16 protein-coding genes are annotated in these 21,114 nt (G+C 46.0%); 10 read left to right on the top strand and 6 right to left on the bottom strand.

Going from position 1 to position 21,114, the window contains the following annotated elements:
* Positions 1–14: 14 nt before the first annotated feature.
* From QFZ78_RS34985 to QFZ78_RS35005, 5 genes are all read left to right on the top strand, one after another.
* Positions 15–1,109, top strand: coding sequence for a GerAB/ArcD/ProY family transporter (locus QFZ78_RS34985; protein WP_307554239.1), 1,095 nt, complete (start codon positions 15–17; stop codon positions 1,107–1,109).
* 125 nt (positions 1,110–1,234) lie between these two features.
* On the top strand, positions 1,235–2,824 hold the full coding sequence (locus tag QFZ78_RS34990) for a spore germination protein (RefSeq protein ID WP_307554241.1): 1,590 nt from the start codon (positions 1,235–1,237) through the stop codon (positions 2,822–2,824).
* 3 nt (positions 2,825–2,827) lie between these two features.
* Entirely contained in the window at positions 2,828–4,000 is a 1,173-nt protein-coding gene (locus tag QFZ78_RS34995; RefSeq protein ID WP_307554243.1) for a Ger(x)C family spore germination protein, read from the top strand.
* 37 nt (positions 4,001–4,037) lie between these two features.
* Positions 4,038–4,280, top strand: a complete 243-nt coding sequence (locus QFZ78_RS35000) for a hypothetical protein (protein WP_307554245.1) — start codon at positions 4,038–4,040, stop codon at positions 4,278–4,280.
* A gap of 68 nt (positions 4,281–4,348) precedes the next feature.
* Positions 4,349–5,458 carry a GerAB/ArcD/ProY family transporter gene (locus QFZ78_RS35005; RefSeq protein ID WP_307554247.1) on the top strand — a complete coding sequence of 370 codons (1,110 nt, stop codon included), beginning with the start codon at positions 4,349–4,351 and terminating at the stop codon, positions 5,456–5,458.
* A gap of 14 nt (positions 5,459–5,472) precedes the next feature.
* Here the strand turns inward: QFZ78_RS35005 and QFZ78_RS35010 are convergent, their stop codons facing one another.
* The 6 genes from QFZ78_RS35010 to QFZ78_RS35035 all read right to left on the bottom strand — a co-directional run bounded on the left by QFZ78_RS35010 (position 5,473) and on the right by QFZ78_RS35035 (position 13,222).
* A complete protein-coding gene (locus QFZ78_RS35010; RefSeq protein WP_307554248.1) occupies positions 5,473–6,948 on the bottom strand; it encodes a GMC oxidoreductase in 1,476 nt (491 codons plus the stop codon).
* Between the two features lie 34 nt (positions 6,949–6,982).
* Entirely contained in the window at positions 6,983–8,395 is a 1,413-nt protein-coding gene (locus tag QFZ78_RS35015; protein ID WP_307554250.1) for a GMC oxidoreductase, read from the bottom strand.
* A 271-nt stretch (positions 8,396–8,666) separates the two neighbouring features.
* Entirely contained in the window at positions 8,667–9,269 is a 603-nt protein-coding gene (locus QFZ78_RS35020) for a DUF3298 and DUF4163 domain-containing protein (RefSeq protein WP_307554252.1), read from the bottom strand.
* Positions 9,270–9,298: 29 nt separating this feature from the next.
* Positions 9,299–9,778, bottom strand: a complete 480-nt coding sequence (locus QFZ78_RS35025; protein ID WP_307554254.1) for a GMC oxidoreductase — start codon at positions 9,776–9,778, stop codon at positions 9,299–9,301.
* Positions 9,753–11,549: a ThuA domain-containing protein gene (locus QFZ78_RS35030; RefSeq protein ID WP_307554256.1), complete on the bottom strand. Its 1,797-nt coding sequence runs from the start codon at positions 11,547–11,549 to the stop codon at positions 9,753–9,755. The genes QFZ78_RS35025 and QFZ78_RS35030 overlap by 26 nt, the downstream gene beginning before the upstream one ends.
* 35 nt (positions 11,550–11,584) lie before the next feature.
* Complete coding sequence (locus QFZ78_RS35035) at positions 11,585–13,222, bottom strand: GMC oxidoreductase (RefSeq protein ID WP_307554258.1); 1,638 nt, start codon at positions 13,220–13,222, stop codon at positions 11,585–11,587.
* 464 nt (positions 13,223–13,686) lie between these two features.
* On the opposite strand from QFZ78_RS35035, the gene QFZ78_RS35040 reads away from it, so the two are divergent.
* From QFZ78_RS35040 to QFZ78_RS35060, 5 genes are all read left to right on the top strand, one after another.
* Complete coding sequence (locus QFZ78_RS35040; RefSeq protein WP_307556050.1) at positions 13,687–16,074, top strand: helix-turn-helix domain-containing protein; 2,388 nt, start codon at positions 13,687–13,689, stop codon at positions 16,072–16,074.
* Between the two features lie 239 nt (positions 16,075–16,313).
* Positions 16,314–17,936, top strand: coding sequence for a type 2 periplasmic-binding domain-containing protein (locus QFZ78_RS35045; protein ID WP_307554260.1), 1,623 nt, complete (start codon positions 16,314–16,316; stop codon positions 17,934–17,936).
* Positions 17,937–18,020: 84 nt separating this feature from the next.
* Complete coding sequence (locus QFZ78_RS35050; protein WP_307554262.1) at positions 18,021–18,992, top strand: ABC transporter permease; 972 nt, start codon at positions 18,021–18,023, stop codon at positions 18,990–18,992.
* 41 nt (positions 18,993–19,033) lie between these two features.
* Entirely contained in the window at positions 19,034–19,909 is an 876-nt protein-coding gene (locus tag QFZ78_RS35055; protein ID WP_307554264.1) for a carbohydrate ABC transporter permease, read from the top strand.
* Between the two features lie 15 nt (positions 19,910–19,924).
* A complete protein-coding gene (locus QFZ78_RS35060) occupies positions 19,925–21,112 on the top strand; it encodes a glycoside hydrolase family 88 protein (protein ID WP_307554266.1) in 1,188 nt (395 codons plus the stop codon).
* The last annotated feature ends 2 nt before the right edge of the window (positions 21,113–21,114 follow it).

Here is a 21,114-nt window from a genome sequence, read left to right on the forward strand (position 1 = left end):
AAAGGATGATAACAATGAAAGTGAGCGGAATTCAAGCGTTCTGGATGATTACCATCATGGATATTGGCATGACCTTGCTGATGACGTTCACTCCCAGTTTGCAGGCTGCTAAGCAGGATGCTTGGGTCTCCGTTCTGATTGCGGGATGCATCGCCTTGCTGATCGCTGTGATAACAACCAAGCTTGTGCTGCTTCATCCGGAGCAGACTTTCATCCAATTCAGTCAAACGATTATGGGGAAATGGCTCGGTAAGATCGTCATCGTTATCTATCTTGTCCAATGGTATACCATCATTCCAATCGTTCTGCGCCAATTCAGTGATTTGCTCCGAGTTCTGCTCCTTAATACAACTCCGGGAATATTTATCATAGTGCCTATGGTTCTGATCGTTATGTATGTGACCTATTCCGGAGGGATCGATGGGATCGGACGTGTCAGCGAAATATTGGGACCGGTTATTTTTTTGATGGTATTGCTGGTGCTGACCACAAGCGTCATCAATATACAATGGAATCGTCTGCTGCCCTTTTATGTTGACAGCGGTATGGGAGCTATTATCAAGGGTGCGCTTCCCCCCGCTTCCTACCTTGGGCATGCGGTTGAATTTTTCATGATTTCACCGTTTCTTTTTACACCACGCAAGGGATCCCCCTACGTGATTTGGGGTGTTGCCATTGCCAGCTTTGGTGTGCTGTTATCGATGATCATGGTCATTTTAACGGTAGGCGTCAATCTCTCCTCCAAAATGTGGTATCCATTTTTTGAAATGACAAAAAAGATTGCTGTTTTTGGGTTTATTGAAAACTTGGACGCTATTGCGGTTGTGATTTGGATTGCCAGTGTATTCGTTAAATTGTCCATTTATATGTTTGTTGCCAGTTACGGAACGGCCCAGTTTATACAAGTGAAAAATTGGAAGAACATGATCTGGTTTATTGCCCCGGTTGTTACGGCATTTGCGTTCATCCCCCAGAATGTCTCCGAGGCGACCGGCAGTTATTTGAATCATTACTGGGTTCCGTTTGTTCTTCCTGTCAACATGATCGGCTTGCCCTTGCTGCTGCTTATCGTAGGGAAAATCCGGCAGAAGAAACAAACAGCAAGTTAGCAAAAATGGACTATAGCGCATGAATGAATGACCGATAGGTAATCCTCATCGGTGTATAACTATACATATTATGGGAGATTATAAACTTAATTTCCGACTAGGCTGCAGAAAGGATGGGGGTCAGAATGAATATAACCAAATTTTTCAAGAAACATCGCATAAAAAGTACATCCTCCCCTAACCTTCTTCAGGATGCAGCTAAGCAGGAACCATTGAAAGTGCATGAAGCGATTTCGTCGAGCCTTTCTGTAAACAGAAAGAGGTTGGAGCAAATATTCGCCAACTGTAAAGATATCACTTTCATTCCGTGGCACTATGGAGCCAATCTCCAGTATGAGGCGATGGCCATTTATTGTATCACATTAGTTAAAGACAAAAAGGTGAATTATTTTAAAACCGTCATGCAGGATTTGGTTTCCCATCAGATAGGACCGGCCACAGATATCAAACCAGGCGATGTGATCAACTTTTTCGAGAGTCATGGGGCTTCCGCTGAAACCGCACATACGATAGGAGATTTGGATAGATCGGTTGAAGATATATTGGAAGGAAAGGTTGTTGTCTTTTTCGATCATTGGGACAAAGCACTGAGCTTCTTGGCGATAACGCTTCAAGAGAGACAAGTGACGGAGAACCTGATTGAGCCAGTGGTGAGAGGTCCGCACGAGAGCACGGTAGAAAATCTGAGTCAGAATATCGGTCTGATACGGGTACGCTTGAGAACCCCTGACTTTAAGTTGGAATTTTTCAAAGGAGGGGGGAAATCGAATTCCGAGGTTGCTTACGCTTATATAGAAGGAGCCGTGAATCCGGAAACGTTGGCGGAGTTTCAGGAGCGGATCACACCGGCCAAAGAAATGGATGTATTGGAAACTTCCTATATTGAAGAACTGCTTGAGGAGTCGGTATACTCGCCATTACCGCAATCCCGGGTAACGGAGCGTCCTGATGTAGCTGCTGCCGCCCTCTTGGACGGTAAGATTATTGTGATGGTTTCTGGAAGTCCGTCGATTCTTATCTGTCCCGGTTTATTCCTCGAGTTTTTGATGTCTCCTGAAGACGATTACCAAAGAACGGTTTTTTCATCCTTTATCAGGTGGTTAAGATTCATCGCTTTTTTCTTGACCGTATTTCTTCCAGCCATTTATATCGCATTGACTACCTTCGATCCCGAGCTAATTCCAACTGTGCTGCTGCTAGCGATTCTCAACACGCGGGAAGGGATTCCATTTCCGGCCTTTATAGAGGCGTTGATCATGGTCTTTTTTTTCGAAATTCTGGTCGAAGCGGGAGTTCGATTGCCGCGCCCTGTAGGCTCTGCCGTCAGTATCGTAGGTGCGTTGGTGATTGGGGAAGCATCCATTAATGCCGGCATAGCTTCCCCAATCATGGTTGTCGTGGTGGCCCTTACCGGGATCGCGAAATTCTCGCTCCCGCAGTATAGTCTACAAACTTGTGTCCGAGTCCTGCGAATACTCTTGATGTGCCTTTCCGCTTTTTTGGGGGGATTTGGGCTGATGATCGGGATCCTGCTGCTGCTGCTGCATATGATGAGTTTACGCTCGCTCGGTCAGCCTTATCTTGCTCCGTTAGGACCCCTTCGTCCACGACAATTGCGCGATGTGTTTATCCGGGCACCGCTGATTTCTCAACTTCGCTCGCCGAGAAACCGACACAAGCATAATCGGCTCGCAGATAACAGGAAAGAAGGATGAACGGTGAGAACGTTTGGAACCGCTGCATTAACTTTTGTGGTCCTTGTCTTCTTAACCGGATGCTGGAATAGAGTCGAGTTGGATACCCTAGCCTTTGTTCAGGGAGTTGCAATCGATCAATCGGAAGACGGGAAAGATATTGAACTGAACATCCAATTCTATAGGCCGATGACGGGAAGTAAACAGCAAGACGGAGGACCATCTAGAGAAAGCTATGTCAATATTACAACAAGAGATAAGTCTTTGTTTGAAGCAATCCGCGATATGACCATTCATATCGGCCGGAAGGCGCAGTGGAGCCATATGCGGGTTCTGATCATCGGAGAAGAAATTGCCAGGAAACGGAATATCGGCGAGATCCTCGATTTTTTCTCACGGGATCACGAACCGCGGGCAACGATAAGCGTTATGATCGGCAAAGATAAGGCGGAGCTTTATTTGAAAAAAGGCAAGCCGTTTGTTGAAACGTCCATGGGTCAGCAATTGCGCGAGTCTGAACACGTGGCCTATAAGAATACAGGGAAATCGTTAAAATCCTCCTTTATCGATCTGATGCTGGAATTGAAAAGTGAAACGGGCGTTGCCGCGGTACCGTATGTTTACTTTGACCCGAAGAATATGCCGATAAGCTCTCCCGTTACCGGACTGGCGCTGATGAAGAAAGGGAAACTGGTTAATGTGCTGCCAGCAAAAAAAATCGAAAGCTTATTGATGCTGATGGACGAATATCAATCAGGCATTATCCAAGTCGAATGCCCGGGTGAGAGCAAAAAGGACATGAAGAAGGTGGAAGCTGTTGAAGTTTCGACCCTAAATACGAAACTCAAAGTGAAAGTCGAAGGGGATTCGGTGTCCGCACATGTTTCGACCAAAATTGATGGGTATTTCGGCGAACTTTCCTGTACGACTCTGAAAACCCCGGAGGACGTAGAGAAGTTTAACGAAAGAGTCCAAAAGGTTATCGAACAGGATATGAAAAGTACCCTGCTTCTTCTCCAGAAGCAAAAAATGGATGTACTTGGAATTGGAAATCGCATATACCGCAAGAATCCGGCTTTATGGTATCGTTTGAAGCCGGATTGGGAAGAACGATTTCAAGGTATGGCATTTACCGTTGAAGTTAAAGCAAATATATTCAATACAGGAGCTAACCTTGGCGAACCGGTTGCCAAATAGTCCCGTCTTTGCAATATGAGCGAACGGGGAGAAAACGATGATCGAGAAAATCTTGGTTGTACTAGTGGTATATACGGCCATTTTTATTCATGATGGACTGAATCTGAAGCATGCAAGCGGTAAGGTGAGGTTCGTTCATGGGATGTTGATGATCGCTGCTCTATATCCAAGTCTTATTTATGTGCTGGAGCTGCGTTGGCCGAATCTGGACGAGTTGGTTCATTTCTTTTTGAAAGATCCGGCGAAGAAAATTGTGGAAACGGTCAAAATTCCATCGTAACGAAGCTTAGGCTTCCGAAGCAAGTTTTTTTCGAAAACGCTAATGAGGAGGCAGGTGATGATGAGGTGATGATGAGAAAGCAGAAAACGGTTAGTTCACGGCAAATGGCGACGCTGTTCCTCTCGTTTCTGACCGGTTCGTCAATCGTAAATATACCGGCGCCTTTGACTGGGGCGGCAAAAAACGCCGCTTGGATGTCTCTGTGGATGGCGAACGGAGTTGGGATGCTGCTGTTGTGTTGTATTCTTTATCTGCACCGGAAATATCCCGAACTGACGCTCATCCAGTACAGTCAGGAGGCTATTGGAAGGATATTGACCGTTATACTCGTCATTCCTTTCTTTCTGATGGCTAACATGATGCTGGCCAACGTCGTGGTAGACATCGGCGGATTTTTCAAGAGTACGATGATGAGGGAAACACCAACCTATGTCTTTCACTTTTTAATACTTTTCACAGCGGCAATGACGGTTCGTTCAGGTATTGAAGTCATGGCCAGGATGTTTACTTTACTGCTCATCACGATATTTATCTTCAGTGCCGCAGTCATACTTATGACGCTTCCTTCCTATCGTGTGGAACTACTAATGCCTTTATTTCCACATGGTTTTAAACCGGTTCTGCATGGCGCATATATTGCTTATGGATTTCCATACGCAGAGCTGATCCTGTTTTCGATGGTTCTTCCGTTTGTAAGAAAGGACCAAGAACCTCTGGGGAAATTTATGTTCGCAGCACTTCTAACCAGCGGGCTGTCGCTTACCTTGGTGATTGTATGCACGATTATGGCGCTGGGGCCGATGTCTGGGAATATCAAGTTTTCTTTGTTTACACTTGCGCGATTGATTGAACTCGCGGAAATTATTGAACGGGTCGAATCAGTAATCGGTATGACCCTGATCGCCGGCTCCTATATGAAAGCATCCATTATACTGTTCGTGATCAATTTGGGGGTATCCCAATTATTCCGACTACCGGATGAAAAGACCCTGATTTTTCCTTTAGCATTTTTTGCATGCATGATCTCGCTTACCTTGTACCGGAACGAATTGGAAGCCATGGAACATGTAGGTACAGTGTGGCCTTTATTTATAACGGTTACAGGCGTTGTTCCTATCCTTTTGCTGACGATTGTAACCGCGTTAAAGAGTCAGCGGAACGAGGTGCCAAGAAATTAGGTGACTGCTCATTCCTAATATTGCGAAATGATATAATCCGCTGTTCGAATCGCCAAAGCAACGGTTGTCAATGTTGGGTTAGCTGCTCCGGTAAGCGGCAATACACTGTTATCAGCCACATAGAGACCGGGTACGCCGTGGATTTGCCCATACTGGTTTGTTGCCGAGGTGGCGGGATCATCGCCCATTCGACACGTTCCCGCCTCATGATTGTCTAGACCGGGTGGTATGAGACTAGGGTTCTCATAAAAATCCAGCCCCATTGCAGCGGCGGCGATTCGAATAGAAGCCGTCAACTCGCGGATAACAGCTTTATCCTGAGAGCTATACGAAAATTGTACCTTTAATAAAGGCACACCGTATGGATCACGTCTGTTCGGGTCGAGGCTAACATGGTTTTCAAATCGCGATTCGAGGGTTGCCAAGCCGAAAAATCCGAGATTTAGTTCGTCAAGTAATTTTCTTTCTTCATAATGGTACCACCAGTACTCTAAAGGATCAGTTCCTAAAGTGAAGAACATATATTTCCGATCTTCCGCACTTGGAACCATGATAGCGGCATTTCCTAACACTTCGGGAAATTGATTGCGCTTTATTTTTGCAGCCGCAACGACTGTCGGTTGGTTCACCAAATATCTGCCAATGGCTGCTCCGGGAATATTAGAGTTTAGTAGAATACGCGGCGTTTCAAAGGTACTGGCGGAAAGGATTACCGTCTTAGCTCTGATCGTACAGGATTTACTGTCGGCAGTAACCACCTTCACACCTGCAGCTCTTCCTCTCTCGGTGAGAACCTGTACAGCCCGCGTATTTACAGCCAGATCAAAGGGTTTCATATTGAGAGCATACGCCATAAATATAATGGAACTAAAAAAGACATTAGAATGGAGTTGACCGTATCGGGTAACATCAAGGTCAACAGCCATAGGAAGGTCAGTGGCATCCGGAAATCCGCCGAAGCGAAGGCGTTGGAGAAGTTTTTCCTGAAGGGCGGATCCCTTTGCGTATGCACCGGTTACATTCATGATCTGTTCAGCGGTAAGGTAATAAGGAACCAGTTCTTGATAGGAAATCGGCCAAGATTTGATTTCTTCGGGCAGCAAGCGGGGACTCATTAAGTACCAGTGAAGGGTTCTGCCGCCTAATGCTCTAAATATTCTTGCCCCCGGATAATCCGGCCATAATTTCCCGACTGGTTCGGCAAAGCGGGGACTTTCAATAAATTGAGTAAACCGCGTTTGATCGAAAGTAGGCAAATTATGAGCATGGGTCGGCAGTGTTAGATCCCCGGCCTCGATCATCCCGATCCGCAAGCCATTATTTTTCGATTGTTCGATTAATCGCCAGAGAGCGGCTCCGCCTCCCGCGCCGCTGCCAACAATAAGCACATCATAATCGGTTTGCGCCATTTTCTCGATCGGAGTCAAGGGAATCCACGGTACCTTCGCAGGCTGTGACGGATAGGTCCGAGCTTCGGTATTTTCGCTCAATTTAATCGCCTTCCCTTCGGACAAAATAAATGATCTATTTCATTTGTTCGACGATATGATCTGCTGTACGAATGGCCAATGCGATAGCGGTTAGCGTTGGATTAGATGGTGAAGTAAGATTTAATACACTCATATCGGCTATGTAAAGACCAGTAATGCCATGCACTTGACCATAGCGGTTAGTGACGGAAGTAGCCGGATTGTCCCCCATTCGGCATGTTCCCGCCTCGTGATTATCTTTTCCTGGCTGACGCAGCTGGAGCGGGCTCTCCAGCGATAATCCAGAAGCGGCGGTGAAGGCGGACAGGGAAGCGTGCATTTCTCGAAGAAGTACCTGATCCTTATCGCTGTAGGAAAACTGTACATTAAGATTAGGTACGCCGTAAGTATCCAGATGAATCGGATCGAGGCTGACGTAATTATCGGCCCGCGGTTCCACGACTCCGTAAGCGTGTACTTCCAAAGGCTCTTTTTTCAGAAGCGGTTTTACTTTATAGTCATAATAATAATCGGAGAAAATCTGGAGTTGATAATTTCGCTCAGCCGAACCTGGAACAAAGACGGTTGCGACGCCAAATACCTCTGGGAATTCATCTCGGTTAACGGTTCCATACCCCTCATACACAGGATGGAACACCAAATATTTCCCGATCGCTTCTCCTGGGATATTGGAATTTAGCAGAAGGCGAGGGGTTTCCCAGGTGCTGGCGGATACGACGATTGTCTTGGCAGTCAATGTATACGTTTTTTTATCCGCGGTCATGACCTTGACGCCTACAGCTCTTCCTTGTTCCGTTAAAATTTGCACGGCGCGTGAATTTACGGCCAGATCGAATTTTCGGATATTTAAGGCGTATGCAAGAAAATCAATGGAACTGAAATAAACATTTGAATGGACCTGCCCGTATTTTGTACCTTGAAGATCGGTGGAGAGCGGAACATCTGTTGCCTCAGGAAAACCGCCGGTAAGAAGGCGTTCGATAAGTATTTCCTGCAGTGCGGATCCTTTGGTATAGTTGGTGGTCACATTCATTATTTTTTCTGCGATCAGATAATAGGGAGCAAGATCCTTATAAGTGATTGGCCATGTTCTGAACGCAGCAGGGTCAAATCGGGGAGACCAGCCGTACCATATCAGGGTTCTTCCGCCTAAGCCTCTGACGATTTTCGCACTTCGAAAGTCCGGCCATCTATTTCCGACTGGATCCGAAATCCGTTCCCAGTATTCAAGCGCGCGTTGTTCGTCAAATGTGGGTATATGAAACGCATGGGTCGGTAATAACAGATCTCCGGCCTCTATCATCCCAATCCGCTTGCCGTTTTGCCCCCATTGTTCGCATAGTCTCCAAAGAGCAGCCCCGCCCCCCGCACCGCTGCCGATGATAAGCACATCATAATCGGTCTGGGCCATTTGCTCGATTGAAGTTAGGGGAATCCATTGATCCAATGGGGCGTCTGATGGTTCGGGAGGGCGCGATACTGTGTCATCAGGGATCTTCCGCACGTGTAACAGCGGGGTGGGTAGTTTTATTTGAACATCGGAAACCATATTCAAATCGGCGCTGGGAATATGTGGATTGTGAGATAGGAGGGATTCTAATTCACAATAGTATCTATCGGCAATTTTCCTCAGAGTATCCCCATGATCAGTGACATAGATATGCAAATGGCATCCCTTCCTTTATCAGTTGAATTCAATATATGGGTTAACTGACTCCCTAATACATCATCGTACCAAGGGGCTGCTCATTAATGATATTCTGAATCTCATAAACCGAAATAGGGAAATATTGGAACCCATAAACATATGCCGTGATTTCTTCGAGTTGAAAATAAACGACCAGAGCTTTATCGGCGATATAAAAATCTTGATTGGGCCTTATTTTTTTGAATTCGGACTGCAATGGAATACGACGATCTCTGATCTGTTGTCCAATGATTTCGGAAACGCTTTGCACATAGTCCTCGCCGTGAACGAATAAATCTTGCAAGGTGTATAACTTTCCGGTTTGTACATCAAAGGTAAGCGAATTTTGCAGCGTCCATCCGTGATCAACGCTAGCGTTTGACTCATTATATAGAGATAAGCTTAATACACCTCGCTCATTCGTTTTTATTTCATAATAACCGGATAATTCTTTGGGATTTTGCGGGTATCCCTGCTGATGGATCTGCTTTTTAACCTCAGCAACAATGAGTTGATTGATCTGCTGCTGCATGGAACTATCCGATAGTTCCACAATGACCGGGTAAAGTACATTCAACCTGGGTCCGGACATCCGATAAGTTTTGATATGAATAGGGAGATTAAACACTGTCATCCTCCTCTGAGTTTTTCGCCAGTAAAATTCTAAATTTTCCCAAGGATATAATCCGCGGTGCGAATCGCTAAGGCAACGGTTGTAAGTGTTGGGTTGGCAGCCCCGGTAAGAGGTAGAACGCTGTTATCGGCCACATAAAGACCGGGTACGCCGTGGATTTGCCCATACCGATTCGTTGCCGAGGTTGAGGGATCATCACCCATTCGGCACGTTCCCGCTTCATGATTATCCAAACCAGGAGGCAGGAGGCAAGGATTTTCGTAAAATTCCAGTCCCGTGGCTTTGGCAGCAGCATGAATGGTAGTCGTCAATTCACGGATTTTGGCCAGATCCTGGGTACTGTAAGAAAATTGCACCTTCAATAAAGGCATCCCGTAGGAATCCAGTTTGCTCAGGTCAAGACTGACATGATTGTCCATTCGCGGCTCCATGGTTGTCAGGCCGAGCATTCTGAACCTCAATTCATCCAGAAGTTTTCTTTCCTCATAATGGTACCACCAGTAATTCACGGGATCTGTTCCTAAATATAAAAAATGTATGATTCCGATCGACAGCGCTTGGTACCATGATTGCCGCATTTCCCAATACTTCGGGAAATTGGTTGCGGTTTATTTTCGCATACGCTAAAACGGATGGATGATTCACTAAATATTTACCGATGGCTCCACCGGGTATTTGGGAGTTCAATAAAATACGCGGCGTTTCAAAGGTGCTGGCGGAAAGGATGACTGTTTTGGCTTTGATGGTATAGGTTTGGTGTTCCGAAGTGACGACCTTCACACCCGAGGCTCTTCCGCTTTCGGTGAGAACCTGCACGGCACGCGTATTTACAGCCAGATCAAAAGGTCTTGTGTTGAGAGCGTATGCCAAAAATATAATGGAACTAAAAAAGACATTCGAGTGGACTTGCCCATATCGCGTAACATTCAGGTCAACAGCTAAAGGAATACTCGATGCATCTGGAAATCCGCCAAATCGTAGACGTTTAAGAAGCGTTTCCTGGAGAGCAGAACCTTCCGTATATTCCCCGGTTACGTTCATGATTTCTTCAGCAGTAAGATAATAGGGAAGTAGTTCCTGATAGGTAATTGGCCAGTTTATAAATTCTTCAGGCCGGAAACGGGGACTCATTAAATACCAATGCAGGGTTCTACCGCCTAGCGCTCTGAATATTCGCGCACCCGGATAATCCGGCCATAAATTCCCCACAGATTCTACATATGGCGGACTCTCTATATATTGATCAAACCGACTTTGATTGAATGTAGGCAAATTATGTGCATGTGTCGGCAATAATAGATCTCCAGCCTCGATCATGCCGATCCGCAAACCGCTTTTTTTCGATTGCTCGCATAATCTCCAAAGAGCGGCCCCGCCGCCTGCCCCGCTGCCGACGATGAGCACATCATAATCGGTTTGTGCCATTTTCTCGACCGGAGTCAAGGGAATCCATGGCACTTTCTTTGGGAGAGACGCAGAGGGGCGGGCATCACCGCCGCTTTGAATGGGCACTCTGCCTTCCAGTTCCGTCCGATCCAAACTTGGATTTATACCTAACGCCCATTGAATAGCGTTCATCACGAGCTTGCGGAAAGCGGGGACTTGAAAGTCCTCGGGATGGCCCATCGTCGTCATGAAGGTGCGTCCTCCGGCATAATTATTCCAGGTCCATGCAACTGGATTGATCTCGGTGCCTGGCTCCGGTTTTAATTCCGGATCGACGGATTGTCCCCAAAGCAATATGTTTGATCCTTTTGGCGGATACGGCAAAACAACATATAACCATGATCGCACATGGAATTTATCCGGAACCCCGCTTAAAATTGGATCCTGTCTCGCTCCTGGTTCCACGAATACATCCGTACCTGATGTATAGGCGTAATGCTTTATCCATGGAGCTCCCAATACGTCAATGCCAAACTTTTTATTCCATATTTCAAGGGGATGACCTTTCGGATACAGAAATCCATGCGTGCTGGTGCGAAATCCGATGATCGGTTTACCTCGTTCAATATAATCCCGAATATGACGGAATTGCTCTTCAGGCAAAGTTCGATAACGAATAAAGAATACGGCCAGATCCGCATCGGCAAGTACCTCGAGACCGGGAATATTAGCTGGATTTGCAGGAGACGGATAAGCCGTCAACAATGTCGTCCGAGCCCCGAGCCGCTGCGCCTCTCTGGCGATTTCAGACAAGGAATGTTCGGAATCATATTCGACTTCGGCAGCAATAAATACAATATGAAACGATTTTAAAGATCGTTGGTTTTCCGACAATTTGATCGTGCTCCTTTCAGGCAGCATTGACGCTTTTATTTCATTTGCTCGATGATGTAATCGGCTGTACGCATGGCCAAAGCAATCGTCGTTAGCGTTGGATTGGCCGGCGAAGACAGATTCACGACGCTGTTATCTGCTATGTAAAGGCCGGATATGCCATGGACCTGACCGAAGCGATTGGTTACAGAAGTAGCGGGATTATCCCCCATTCGGCACGTGCCGCACTCATGATTGTCATAACCGGTAGGACTCATCAGGGGCGGGCTTTCCAGTGAAAGCTCCATTGTCGTAGAAAAAGCTAATAGGGCAGCGTACATTTCGTGAAGAAGAACCCGATCCTTATCGCTGTGGGAAAACTGAATATTTAGCAGAGGCACGCCATAAGCATCCCGTTTTAATGGGTCGAGGCTAACATGATTTTCAAACCGCGGTTCCACGATGCCGTAAACCTTCACTACAATCCGAGTTGTTTTCAGCAGCGGCCTTTCCATGTAATGATAAAAAAAATCGGAAAAGCCTATGAGTTGATAATTTCGCTCAGCAGAGCCCGGAACGACGATAGTGGCAACGCCAAGAACCTCCGGGAATTGATCCCTGTTTAGGCATCCATTTGCCACATACTCGGGGTGATGCACGAGATATCTCCCAATGGCTTCGTTCGGGATATTGGAATTTAGCAGAAGGCGCGGAGTTTCCCACGTGCTGGCCGAGACGATGATCGTCTTTGCATTCAGGGTATACATTTTCTTATCGGAAGTCATAACCCTGACACCTGCAGCTTTACCCTTTTCGGTTAAAACCTGTATGGCTCGCGTATTTACGGCCAGATCGAACGGCCTGATATTCAAAGCGTAAGCCAGAAATACGAGTGAACTGAAAAAGACATTCGAATGAACCTGCCCATATTTCGTCCCTATAAGATCAGCTGCTATACGTATAGCAGTTGCCTCTGGAAATCCGCCCATTAGAAGACGATCGAGAAGCATTTCCTGCAGTGAGGATCCTTGGGTATAGTTACTAGTTATATTCATTATTCTTTCAGCGATCTGATAATAGGGCATAAGATCCTTATAAGTGATAGGCCAAGAACGGAAAGCCGAAGGGTTGAAGCGAGGAGAAAACAGATACCATAAAAGGGTTCTACCGCCCAAGGCTTTTACCATTTTTGCACCTGGATAATCCAGCCAACGCTGCCCCGGTCTTTCCGCAATACGTTCCCAGTATTCTATAGCGCGCTGTTCATTTAAAGTAGGCAAATTAAACGCATGCGTAGGCAATTGAAGATCTCCGGCCTCAATCATGCCTATCCGCTTACCGTTGTTTCCCCACTGTTCGCATAATCTCCAGAGAGCGGCACCGCCCCCCGCACCACTGCCGACGATAAGCACATCATAATCGGTTTGGGCCATTTGCTCGATTGAAGTTAGGGGAATCCATTGATCCAAAGAGGGGCCTGATGATTCGGGAGGGCATGAAGTAACCGTATCATAGATCTCTCGCACAGGTAGCGGTGGGGCGGGGAGTTTTATTTGAACATCAGCATCCAAATTCAAATCAATATTATAAATATATGGATTAAGTGATAAAATATTTTCTAATTCACAATAATATCTGTCGGCAATCTTCCTCAGAGTATCCCCATGATCAGTGACATGTATATGCAATGGCATCACATCCCTATATCCTTATGATTGCAATATGAGTATATGAGCTAAAACTGTATTATCGAACACATTGTTCGTTCATATTTTTTCTGAGTTTATCTTTAGATCACATTGCCTTTAATCATTGTCCATTGCACCTGGAATTGTTCATTTAATAAGACAAGATCATAGGCTTTGTTTGATTTTTACTGCATGATAAGTAAAATAAAATTTTAATTACATATAGAATAAATTGACGAAATATTTTAATTGAATTTATAATTAAATAGAGGGGCTGTCCCAAAAATCATATTTGGCAAATGCAGCTCCCACTTTGTGAATTTCACAGTCTGACTGCTACTTCCATTGGAAAACCGACCCTCGTTCAACGGGGGTCGGTTGCAGTAAATTTGATGTATTGCAACTTTGGACGAGTGAGGATACAATTTTTAGTAAATAAATTTGAGAAATGGGCGTGACCTGTTTTGAAAATGCCACTGATTTTACGTCTAATCGACAGTAGAAAAAGCGCGTTAATGACGATGATCGCCTCCAATTTGTTTATTCTGCTGATACCGCTTGCAATGGGGCTATTTTTGTATGCCAAAGTGGAGCAAAGTCTGGAAAAAAGCACGACACGATCCAATGCGGCGATGCTTGAGCAGTTGAAGCTGTCACTTGACAACAAATTGTCGGAAGTGGATATTTTAATGCGTCAGGTCGCGTTCGACCCCAAGTTGGATTATATGCTTAAAATTCCGGCTAACGCGAACGATGTTGACAGATATGAGTTTGTTCAATTCATGCGGGACAAGATGAGCAGGTATCGCAGCATGACCAGCAATTTTATTCTCGATTACTACGTTTATTTCGCTATCAGCGATACAATCGTCAAGGCGGATTTGGTAACTGACTCGCGAACGTTTTATTCCACCTACTACGCCATGAAGAACATGTCGTACGATCAATGGCGAATGCTGCTCCAGAACGAGCATAAGATGTCCTACTTGCCGGTCGCTTCACTCTTCAGCAGTACCACCGATTCCTATTCACCCGAAAATATCCCAATTATCTCTAAGGATGTTATTACGTATGTGCAGTCGCTACCCATCCTTTCGCAATCTGACAATCTTGGCAGTTTTATCGTCTTGATTGACGTCGACCAAGTCAAACAATTATTCGCGCAGCTGGAGTCGGCAAGCCATAGCGCCATCTACATCCTTGACGATGCTGGAAGGACGATTATGAGCAACAGTGATAGGCCGTTTCCGTCCGAACTACTGGGGCGCATTAAAGAAATCACCGATCCGTTCGAATACCGGCTGGCGGGTGAGAATCAAATTGTTTCGTTAGCGTCCTCGCAAAAAGCAGGCTTTAAGTATGTATCCATAACGCCAAACGATGTTTTTATGCAGCAAGTCAATCAAATACAGAATTGGTCGCTCGGACTTTTTGCGCTGTGCTTGATCGCCGGGCTGCTGGCTGTCAGCTTTGGGGCCTATCGGAATTACAAGCCTCTCCAAAAAACCGTGAGCGCGATTATGAATGGAAAGGATATGATTGGTCGTCCTGTCTCTAACGAATACGAATTTATCCGGCAAACGATCGAAGGCTCGATCCACGAAGAGAAGAATCTGCGAAGTACCTTGGCGCAGCAAATCCCATTCATCCGGGCTAACTATTTGTCCCGTCTTTTGAACGGATATATGGACGTGGATGCTACAGCCGAAAGCGAAGATACACTTAGTTTTATGGACTTGTCGTTTGTAAGTGACCGTTTTGCCGTTCTGCTTGTTAAGATTGAGGACATTATTGGTTTCACCGAAGAAGAATCCGAACAGCAATGGGCGCATGCAAGGTTTATTGTTTCAAATATCGGCGTAGACCTGATTGGACCCAATCATAAAGGATTCTCAGTCGAGCTCGACCGCGATCGGCTTGCGCTCCTTATTAATCTGACGGAGAGTCGAGAAGAACTCGCCGAATCCGATATTAGGGAAATCACCCAGTCCCTCTATAGCGTCATTTCACAAAGATTCCAAATCGGTATTACCGTGGCTGTCGGAGGGATCAACCAAGGGCCCAAAGCGATTCGCGATTCTTATCCGGAAGCACTGGCAGCTCTTGAATATAGGCTCATTTTGGGCAAAAATGCCATCATCCACTTCCAGGATATTATCGGTGTCAATCAGCACTATTATTATCCGCTTGAAATTGAGATACAGCTTACCAATTTCGTTCGGAGCGGCGATACCGACAATGTTGAAAAGCTGCTCGATAAGATTTATTCGATGAATTTCGATTCCAGCCACATGACACCGGAGCTGGGAAAATGCTTGTTCTTTAACGTAACAAGCACCTTCTTGAAAATCCTTAACTCCACGAATACGAACCAGGAAGAAGTGCTTGGAGCGGACTTCGATCCGATTAAAGCGGTTTTCAGCTATCCGACGGCGCAAGGCATGCAGTGTAAAACGAAGGAGCTGTACGAAACGCTCACCCGCTCGTTCAATGTCGAACGATCCGATCACAACACGCAGCTGCTGCAGGAGATTGTTGGCCTGTTGGATCATAATCTTGGCGATCCGAATCTCGGACTGGCTCTTATCGCTGAGCGTTTCCGGATGACTCCGCAATATATTTCCACCTTCTTCAAAAAAAATCAAGGACAAAATCTATTGGATTATATCACGCACAAAAGGATCCAATTCGCGAAGCGGTCAATGGAAAACAAGGAGCTGACAATCGCGCAAATCGCTCAAAAGGTCGGCTATAATAACGACGTCGTATTCATCCGCGCATTCAAAAAACTGGAGGGCATTACCCCAGGGAAATACCGTGAAACGATGATGCCGGGCAAAACCGGTTCAGATGCATAAAGGGCAGCCTCATAGGGGACTGCCCATATTTATTATGTAAATGTATACTGACGATTTTTAATGTTGGACTGATTTGTTTTCTGCTGCCATGCATTTCTTACGAAAATATAACGGATATGAAAAGTAGAGAGTATTCATTTCCCGCTGGTTGAGGCTACACTTGGAACCAGAAGCCAGGACTGCAATAGCCCGGTTTAACCAGCAACATAGCAGTTAACTATTAAAGGGAGGCAAGAACCATGAAGAAAAAAATGAAACAAGTAGGCTCCATCATACTGGTTTCCGCACTCGCAGTTTCGGTTGCCGCATGCAGTAAACAAAGCGGGGGCGAGACGTCCTCAGCTTCACCGCAGTCAAGCAAAGAATCGCAGCCGCCGAAGCTGACGAATCTTACTTACTGGGTAGCCAACCATTCTGCTGCTTCTTCACAAATGAAAACGTTCGCAGAAATGGGAATGTACAAGGAGCTAGAAAAAATAACTGGAGTAAAGGTCGAATTTCAACATCCCCCGCTAGATGCTCAACAGGCCAAAGAACAGTTTAACCTGATGCTTACCTCCAACCAACTGCCAGATATACTGGAAACGAGCTGGACAACGGGTTATCCGGGCGGTCCCGAAAAAGCGATTAAAGACGCCAAAATTATTAAGCTGAACGATCTGATTGATAAATATGCGCCGAATCTGAAAAAACTGTTGAACGAACACCCAGACTGGAAAAAGCAAATTACGACGGATGAGGGCAGCATATACATGTTTCCGTTTTTGCGTGGTGACGACAAGGTTAGAGTATTCTTTGGACCGACGATCCGCCAGGATTGGTTAGACAAGCTCGGGTTGAAAATGCCGACGACGATCGACGAATGGTACACCGTGCTGAAAACGTTTAAAGAAAAAGATCCGAACGGCAATGGCAAAGCGGACGAAATTCCATTTTACCTGGATAAAAGTCTGATCGCGACAGACGCTCCATTCCTCGGAGCATGGGGAATTAATTACAGCTTTTATCAAGACGGAGGCAAAGTAAAATACGGCCCGATTCAGCCAGAGTTTAAGGAATTCCTGACAACGATGAACAAATGGTATAAGGAAGGCTTGCTGGATAAGGATTTCGCAGCCCCGAACGAAAAATTGTTCGATAACAAAATGACGACGAACCTGTTAGGTGCATCCGTGCAATTCAACGGAGGAGGCGTAGGCAAGTTCGGCACCCTAATGAAGGATAAAGATCCGAAATTCAAACTCGTCGCCGCTCCATATCCGGTATTGAAAGCCGGGGACAAAGCGATTTGGGGACAAAGAGATTTTGCTTCTAACGGCTACGGAGGCGCAATTACGACGAGCAACAAAAATCCGATCGAAACGGTCAAATGGCTCGATTACGCATATGGCGAAAAAGGAGATCTTTTATTCAACTATGGCTTAGAAGGTGTCAGCTACAAGATGGAAAACGGCAAAGCTACATTCTTACCGGAAATCTTAAACCCTCCTGCCGGAGTTAGTGTCCAGCAATCGTTAGCGAAGTATAACCGGGCGACCTGGAGCGCGCCGTTCGTGCTCAGCGACAATTTCCAATTGCAGTATCTCGTGCTTCCAGAGCAGAAAAACGCTTTGGAAATTTGGTCCAAACCGACCGCCGAGCGCAAAATGCCGCTCGTTTCGCCAACACAGGAAGAGAGCAGCAAATTCGCTTCGCTCATGACGGACATTCAGACGTATCAAGACGAAATGCTGCTCAAGTTCATCATGGGCGTGGAGCCTATCGATAATTTCGACAAATACGTGAAGAAGATTCAGAGCATGGGTATCGAAGATGGAATCAAAATTCAGCAAGCGGCACTTGAGCGCTTCAACAAGCGCTAATCATCGAAAGTTTGGACTGGGAGATGAAACGGGCTCATCTCCCAGATTTCGTATTTAAATCAAAAAGAAAGGTAAGGTGAGACGATGACGCAAAGCACCGGAAACGTTCAATCGAGCAGAGCAGCATCCAAAATCTATCGTAATCCGACCGTTCGGCAAACCATTCGTGCCGATTTGAAACGTCATTGGACCATTTATTTGATGGCGCTTCCCGTTATCGCCTACTACCTCATCTTCCATTACGGACCGATGTACGGTTTGCAAATTGCCTTTAAAGAGTTTACGCCGGCGAAAGGAATTTGGGGAAGCCCTTGGAGTGGATTCAAGCATTTTGAAAGCTTTTTTAACGGTATTTATTTCTGGCGATTGATTAAGAACACCGTGTTGATCAATTTATTCGAACTTATGTTTGGTTTTCCGGCAGCGATTGTCCTAGCGCTGCTGCTTAATGAGATCCGTAATAGCATATTCAAACGATTCGTGCAGACGATCTCCTATTTACCTCACTTCATTTCGATCGTTGTTGTGGCCGGAATGATGATCGACTTTTTAAGCCGTACCGGTCTCATTAACCAGATCATCGGTGCCTTCGGCATCGAACCGATCGACTTCCTAAAAGAATCGGGTTGGTTCCGTTTCCTGTTTGTTTCATCCGGTATTTGGCAGGGAGTCGGTTGGGGGTCGATCATTTATCTAGCGGCAATTGCCACCATCGACCCGTCATTGTACGAGGCTGCCCGGATGGACGGTGCAAACCGCTGGAAGCAGACGCTGCACATCACGCTTCCTGGCATCATGCCGACGATCGTCATCTTGTTTATTTTGCAGATGGGCAATATGCTGACGGTCGGCAGCGAAAAGGTGCTGCTTCTGTATAATCCGCTCACGTATGAGACGGCGGACGTCATTTCGACCTACGTATACCGCAAAGGAGTACTCGAGGCGAGCTACAGCTTTACGGCCGCTGTCGGGCTATTCAATTCCATAATTAGCTTTATTCTGATTGTCTCGGCCAACAGCTTCGTCAAGCGGATCAGCGAAAATAAACTGTGGTAGCTGGAGATCATCTTTTAAGGACTTAGAGAGGAGATTAGGACATGAAACCAACTGCTGGGGAACGCACGTTCGGATACATAAATACGCTGTTCATGATTAGCCTTTGCGCGGTCACGCTGTACCCGTTCTTGTATGTGCTGTTCGCCTCATTCAGCGATGCGACATCATTACTGCAGAATCGTGGGCTGATGTTCAGACCGGCAGGCTTTGATCTTGGTGCATACAAAGCTGTATTCGAGAACCCGATGATCATAAAAGGGTACCAGAACACGCTCTTGTACGTGCTGTTCGGTACGACAATCAACCTGTTCATGACGTCGATCGGTGCTTATGTGTTGTCTAGACCGAATTTATATTTCAAAAATATCATCATGTTCTTTATTGTCGTGACGATGGTGTTCCACGGTGGCTTGATCCCGACTTACCTGCTCGTGAACGATCTCGGGATGATGAATACGATGTGGGCGCTCCTCATTCCCGGCGCGATCAATACATTCAACATGATCATCATGCGCACCTCGTTCCAAGGTATCCCGGTCAGTTTGGAGGAATCTGCAAGAATGGATGGCGCAAACGACTGGACGATTTTATTCCGTATCATCATTCCGCTGTCGATGCCGGTGATTGCCGTCATGATTTTGTGGTATGCAGTAGGACATTGGAATTCCTACTTTAGCGCGCTGGTCTATTTACGAGACCGCGAAGCGTATCCGCTACAGCTCGTGCTCCGCGAAATTTTGATATCCAACAACACAGATTCAATGATGACGGGTTCAGCAAGCGACGACAAATATGCAATTGGTGAAACCATTAAATACGCAGCGATTATCGTCTCGACGTTACCGATCATCTGCCTATATCCGTTTTTGCAAAAGTATTTTGTCAAAGGCGTTATGATCGGGGCAATCAAGGAGTAAAGGAAGGAGATCCCATTGTTTAAGGCTAAAGATGAAGGAATTCGAAATTTAAGCAAATACGCAGATGCTCCTGTATTAACCAAATCGGGTTGTGAAGACGCCATTCAATTCATACTTTCGCAGATCGACCGTAATCTGGATACGTTCACGGATAGGTTTCCATCGCCGTCCAGTACAAATAACATCTACGAGCCATGGGGCAATATCGAATGGACCCCAGGCTTCTGGACCGGGATGCTGTGGTTAGCTTATGAAATTACAGGCGAAAGGAAATATCGAAATACGGCTGAAGGTCAATTAGAAAGCTACAAGATGCGGCTAAAAGAAAAAGAACATACGGCCACTCACGATCTGGGATTTCTCTATACACTTTCCAGTGTTTCCGCCTATAAGTTGACGGGTAATGAGGAAGCCAAACAGTTAGCGATCCAAGCCGCCGATTTACTTCTTGAACGGTATTTTGAGAAAGCGGGAATCATTCAAGCTTGGGGCGATCTGAATAACCCGAACCAGCGCGGTCGCATGATTGTCGACTGTTGCATGAATCTGCCTCTTCTGTATTGGGCTAGCGAAATGACCGGTGAGCGGAAATATACTCGAGCTGCTGAAACTCACGTCAAGCAAGCAGCTGCTCATCTGATCAGAGAAGACGCCTCCAGCTATCATACGTTCTACATGGATGTGGATACAGGGGAACCCAAGTATGGCAAGACATCACAAGGGTACTCTGATGATTCGTGTTGGTCGCGCGGGCAGGCTTGGGCTTTGTATGGATTCCCACTTAGTTATACGTACACTGGGGACGCAGCATTACTAGACATCGGACAAAAAGTTACGAACTACTATTTGAATAGGCTTCCAGACGATTATGTATGCTATTGGGATTTAACATTCACAGAGGGTGAAGAAGAAAGAGACAGCTCAGCTGCAGCTATCGCCGTATGCGGCATGTTTGAGCTCATCAAACATTTGCCCTTGTTGGACAATAACAAACGCATATACGAGAATGCCTCTCTTCTTATATTGAAGTCTTTGACAGACCGTTATACAGCTAAGAAGGATCCATGCTCCAATGGCATTTTGCTCCACGCTGTTTATGGAAAGCCGCTCGGAAACGGTATCGACGAATGCTGCATTTGGGGGGATTATTATTACTTTGAAGCGTTGGTAAGGGTTATGAGTGATTGGAAACCATATTGGTAAAC

The organism is Paenibacillus sp. V4I5 (assembly GCF_030817255.1).
GTDB lineage: Bacteria > Bacillota > Bacilli > Paenibacillales > NBRC-103111 > Paenibacillus_E.

What these genes read in the sequence shown, in the direction of transcription:
- QFZ78_RS35040 (WP_307556050.1), top strand. Translation starts at nt 13,687, where the DNA reads ATGCCACTGATTTTACGTCTAATCGACAGTAGAAAAAGCGCGTTAATG.
- QFZ78_RS34985 (WP_307554239.1), top strand. Translation starts at nt 15, where the DNA reads ATGAAAGTGAGCGGAATTCAAGCGTTCTGGATGATTACCATCATGGAT.
- QFZ78_RS35005 (WP_307554247.1), top strand. Translation starts at nt 4,349, where the DNA reads ATGATGAGAAAGCAGAAAACGGTTAGTTCACGGCAAATGGCGACGCTG.
- QFZ78_RS35045 (WP_307554260.1), top strand. Translation starts at nt 16,314, where the DNA reads ATGAAGAAAAAAATGAAACAAGTAGGCTCCATCATACTGGTTTCCGCA.
- QFZ78_RS35020 (WP_307554252.1), bottom strand. Translation starts at nt 9,269, where the DNA reads ATGACAGTGTTTAATCTCCCTATTCATATCAAAACTTATCGGATGTCC.
- QFZ78_RS35000 (WP_307554245.1), top strand. Translation starts at nt 4,038, where the DNA reads ATGATCGAGAAAATCTTGGTTGTACTAGTGGTATATACGGCCATTTTT.
- QFZ78_RS35055 (WP_307554264.1), top strand. Translation starts at nt 19,034, where the DNA reads ATGAAACCAACTGCTGGGGAACGCACGTTCGGATACATAAATACGCTG.
- QFZ78_RS35050 (WP_307554262.1), top strand. Translation starts at nt 18,021, where the DNA reads ATGACGCAAAGCACCGGAAACGTTCAATCGAGCAGAGCAGCATCCAAA.
- QFZ78_RS34990 (WP_307554241.1), top strand. Translation starts at nt 1,235, where the DNA reads ATGAATATAACCAAATTTTTCAAGAAACATCGCATAAAAAGTACATCC.
- QFZ78_RS35035 (WP_307554258.1), bottom strand. Translation starts at nt 13,222, where the DNA reads ATGCCATTGCATATACATGTCACTGATCATGGGGATACTCTGAGGAAG.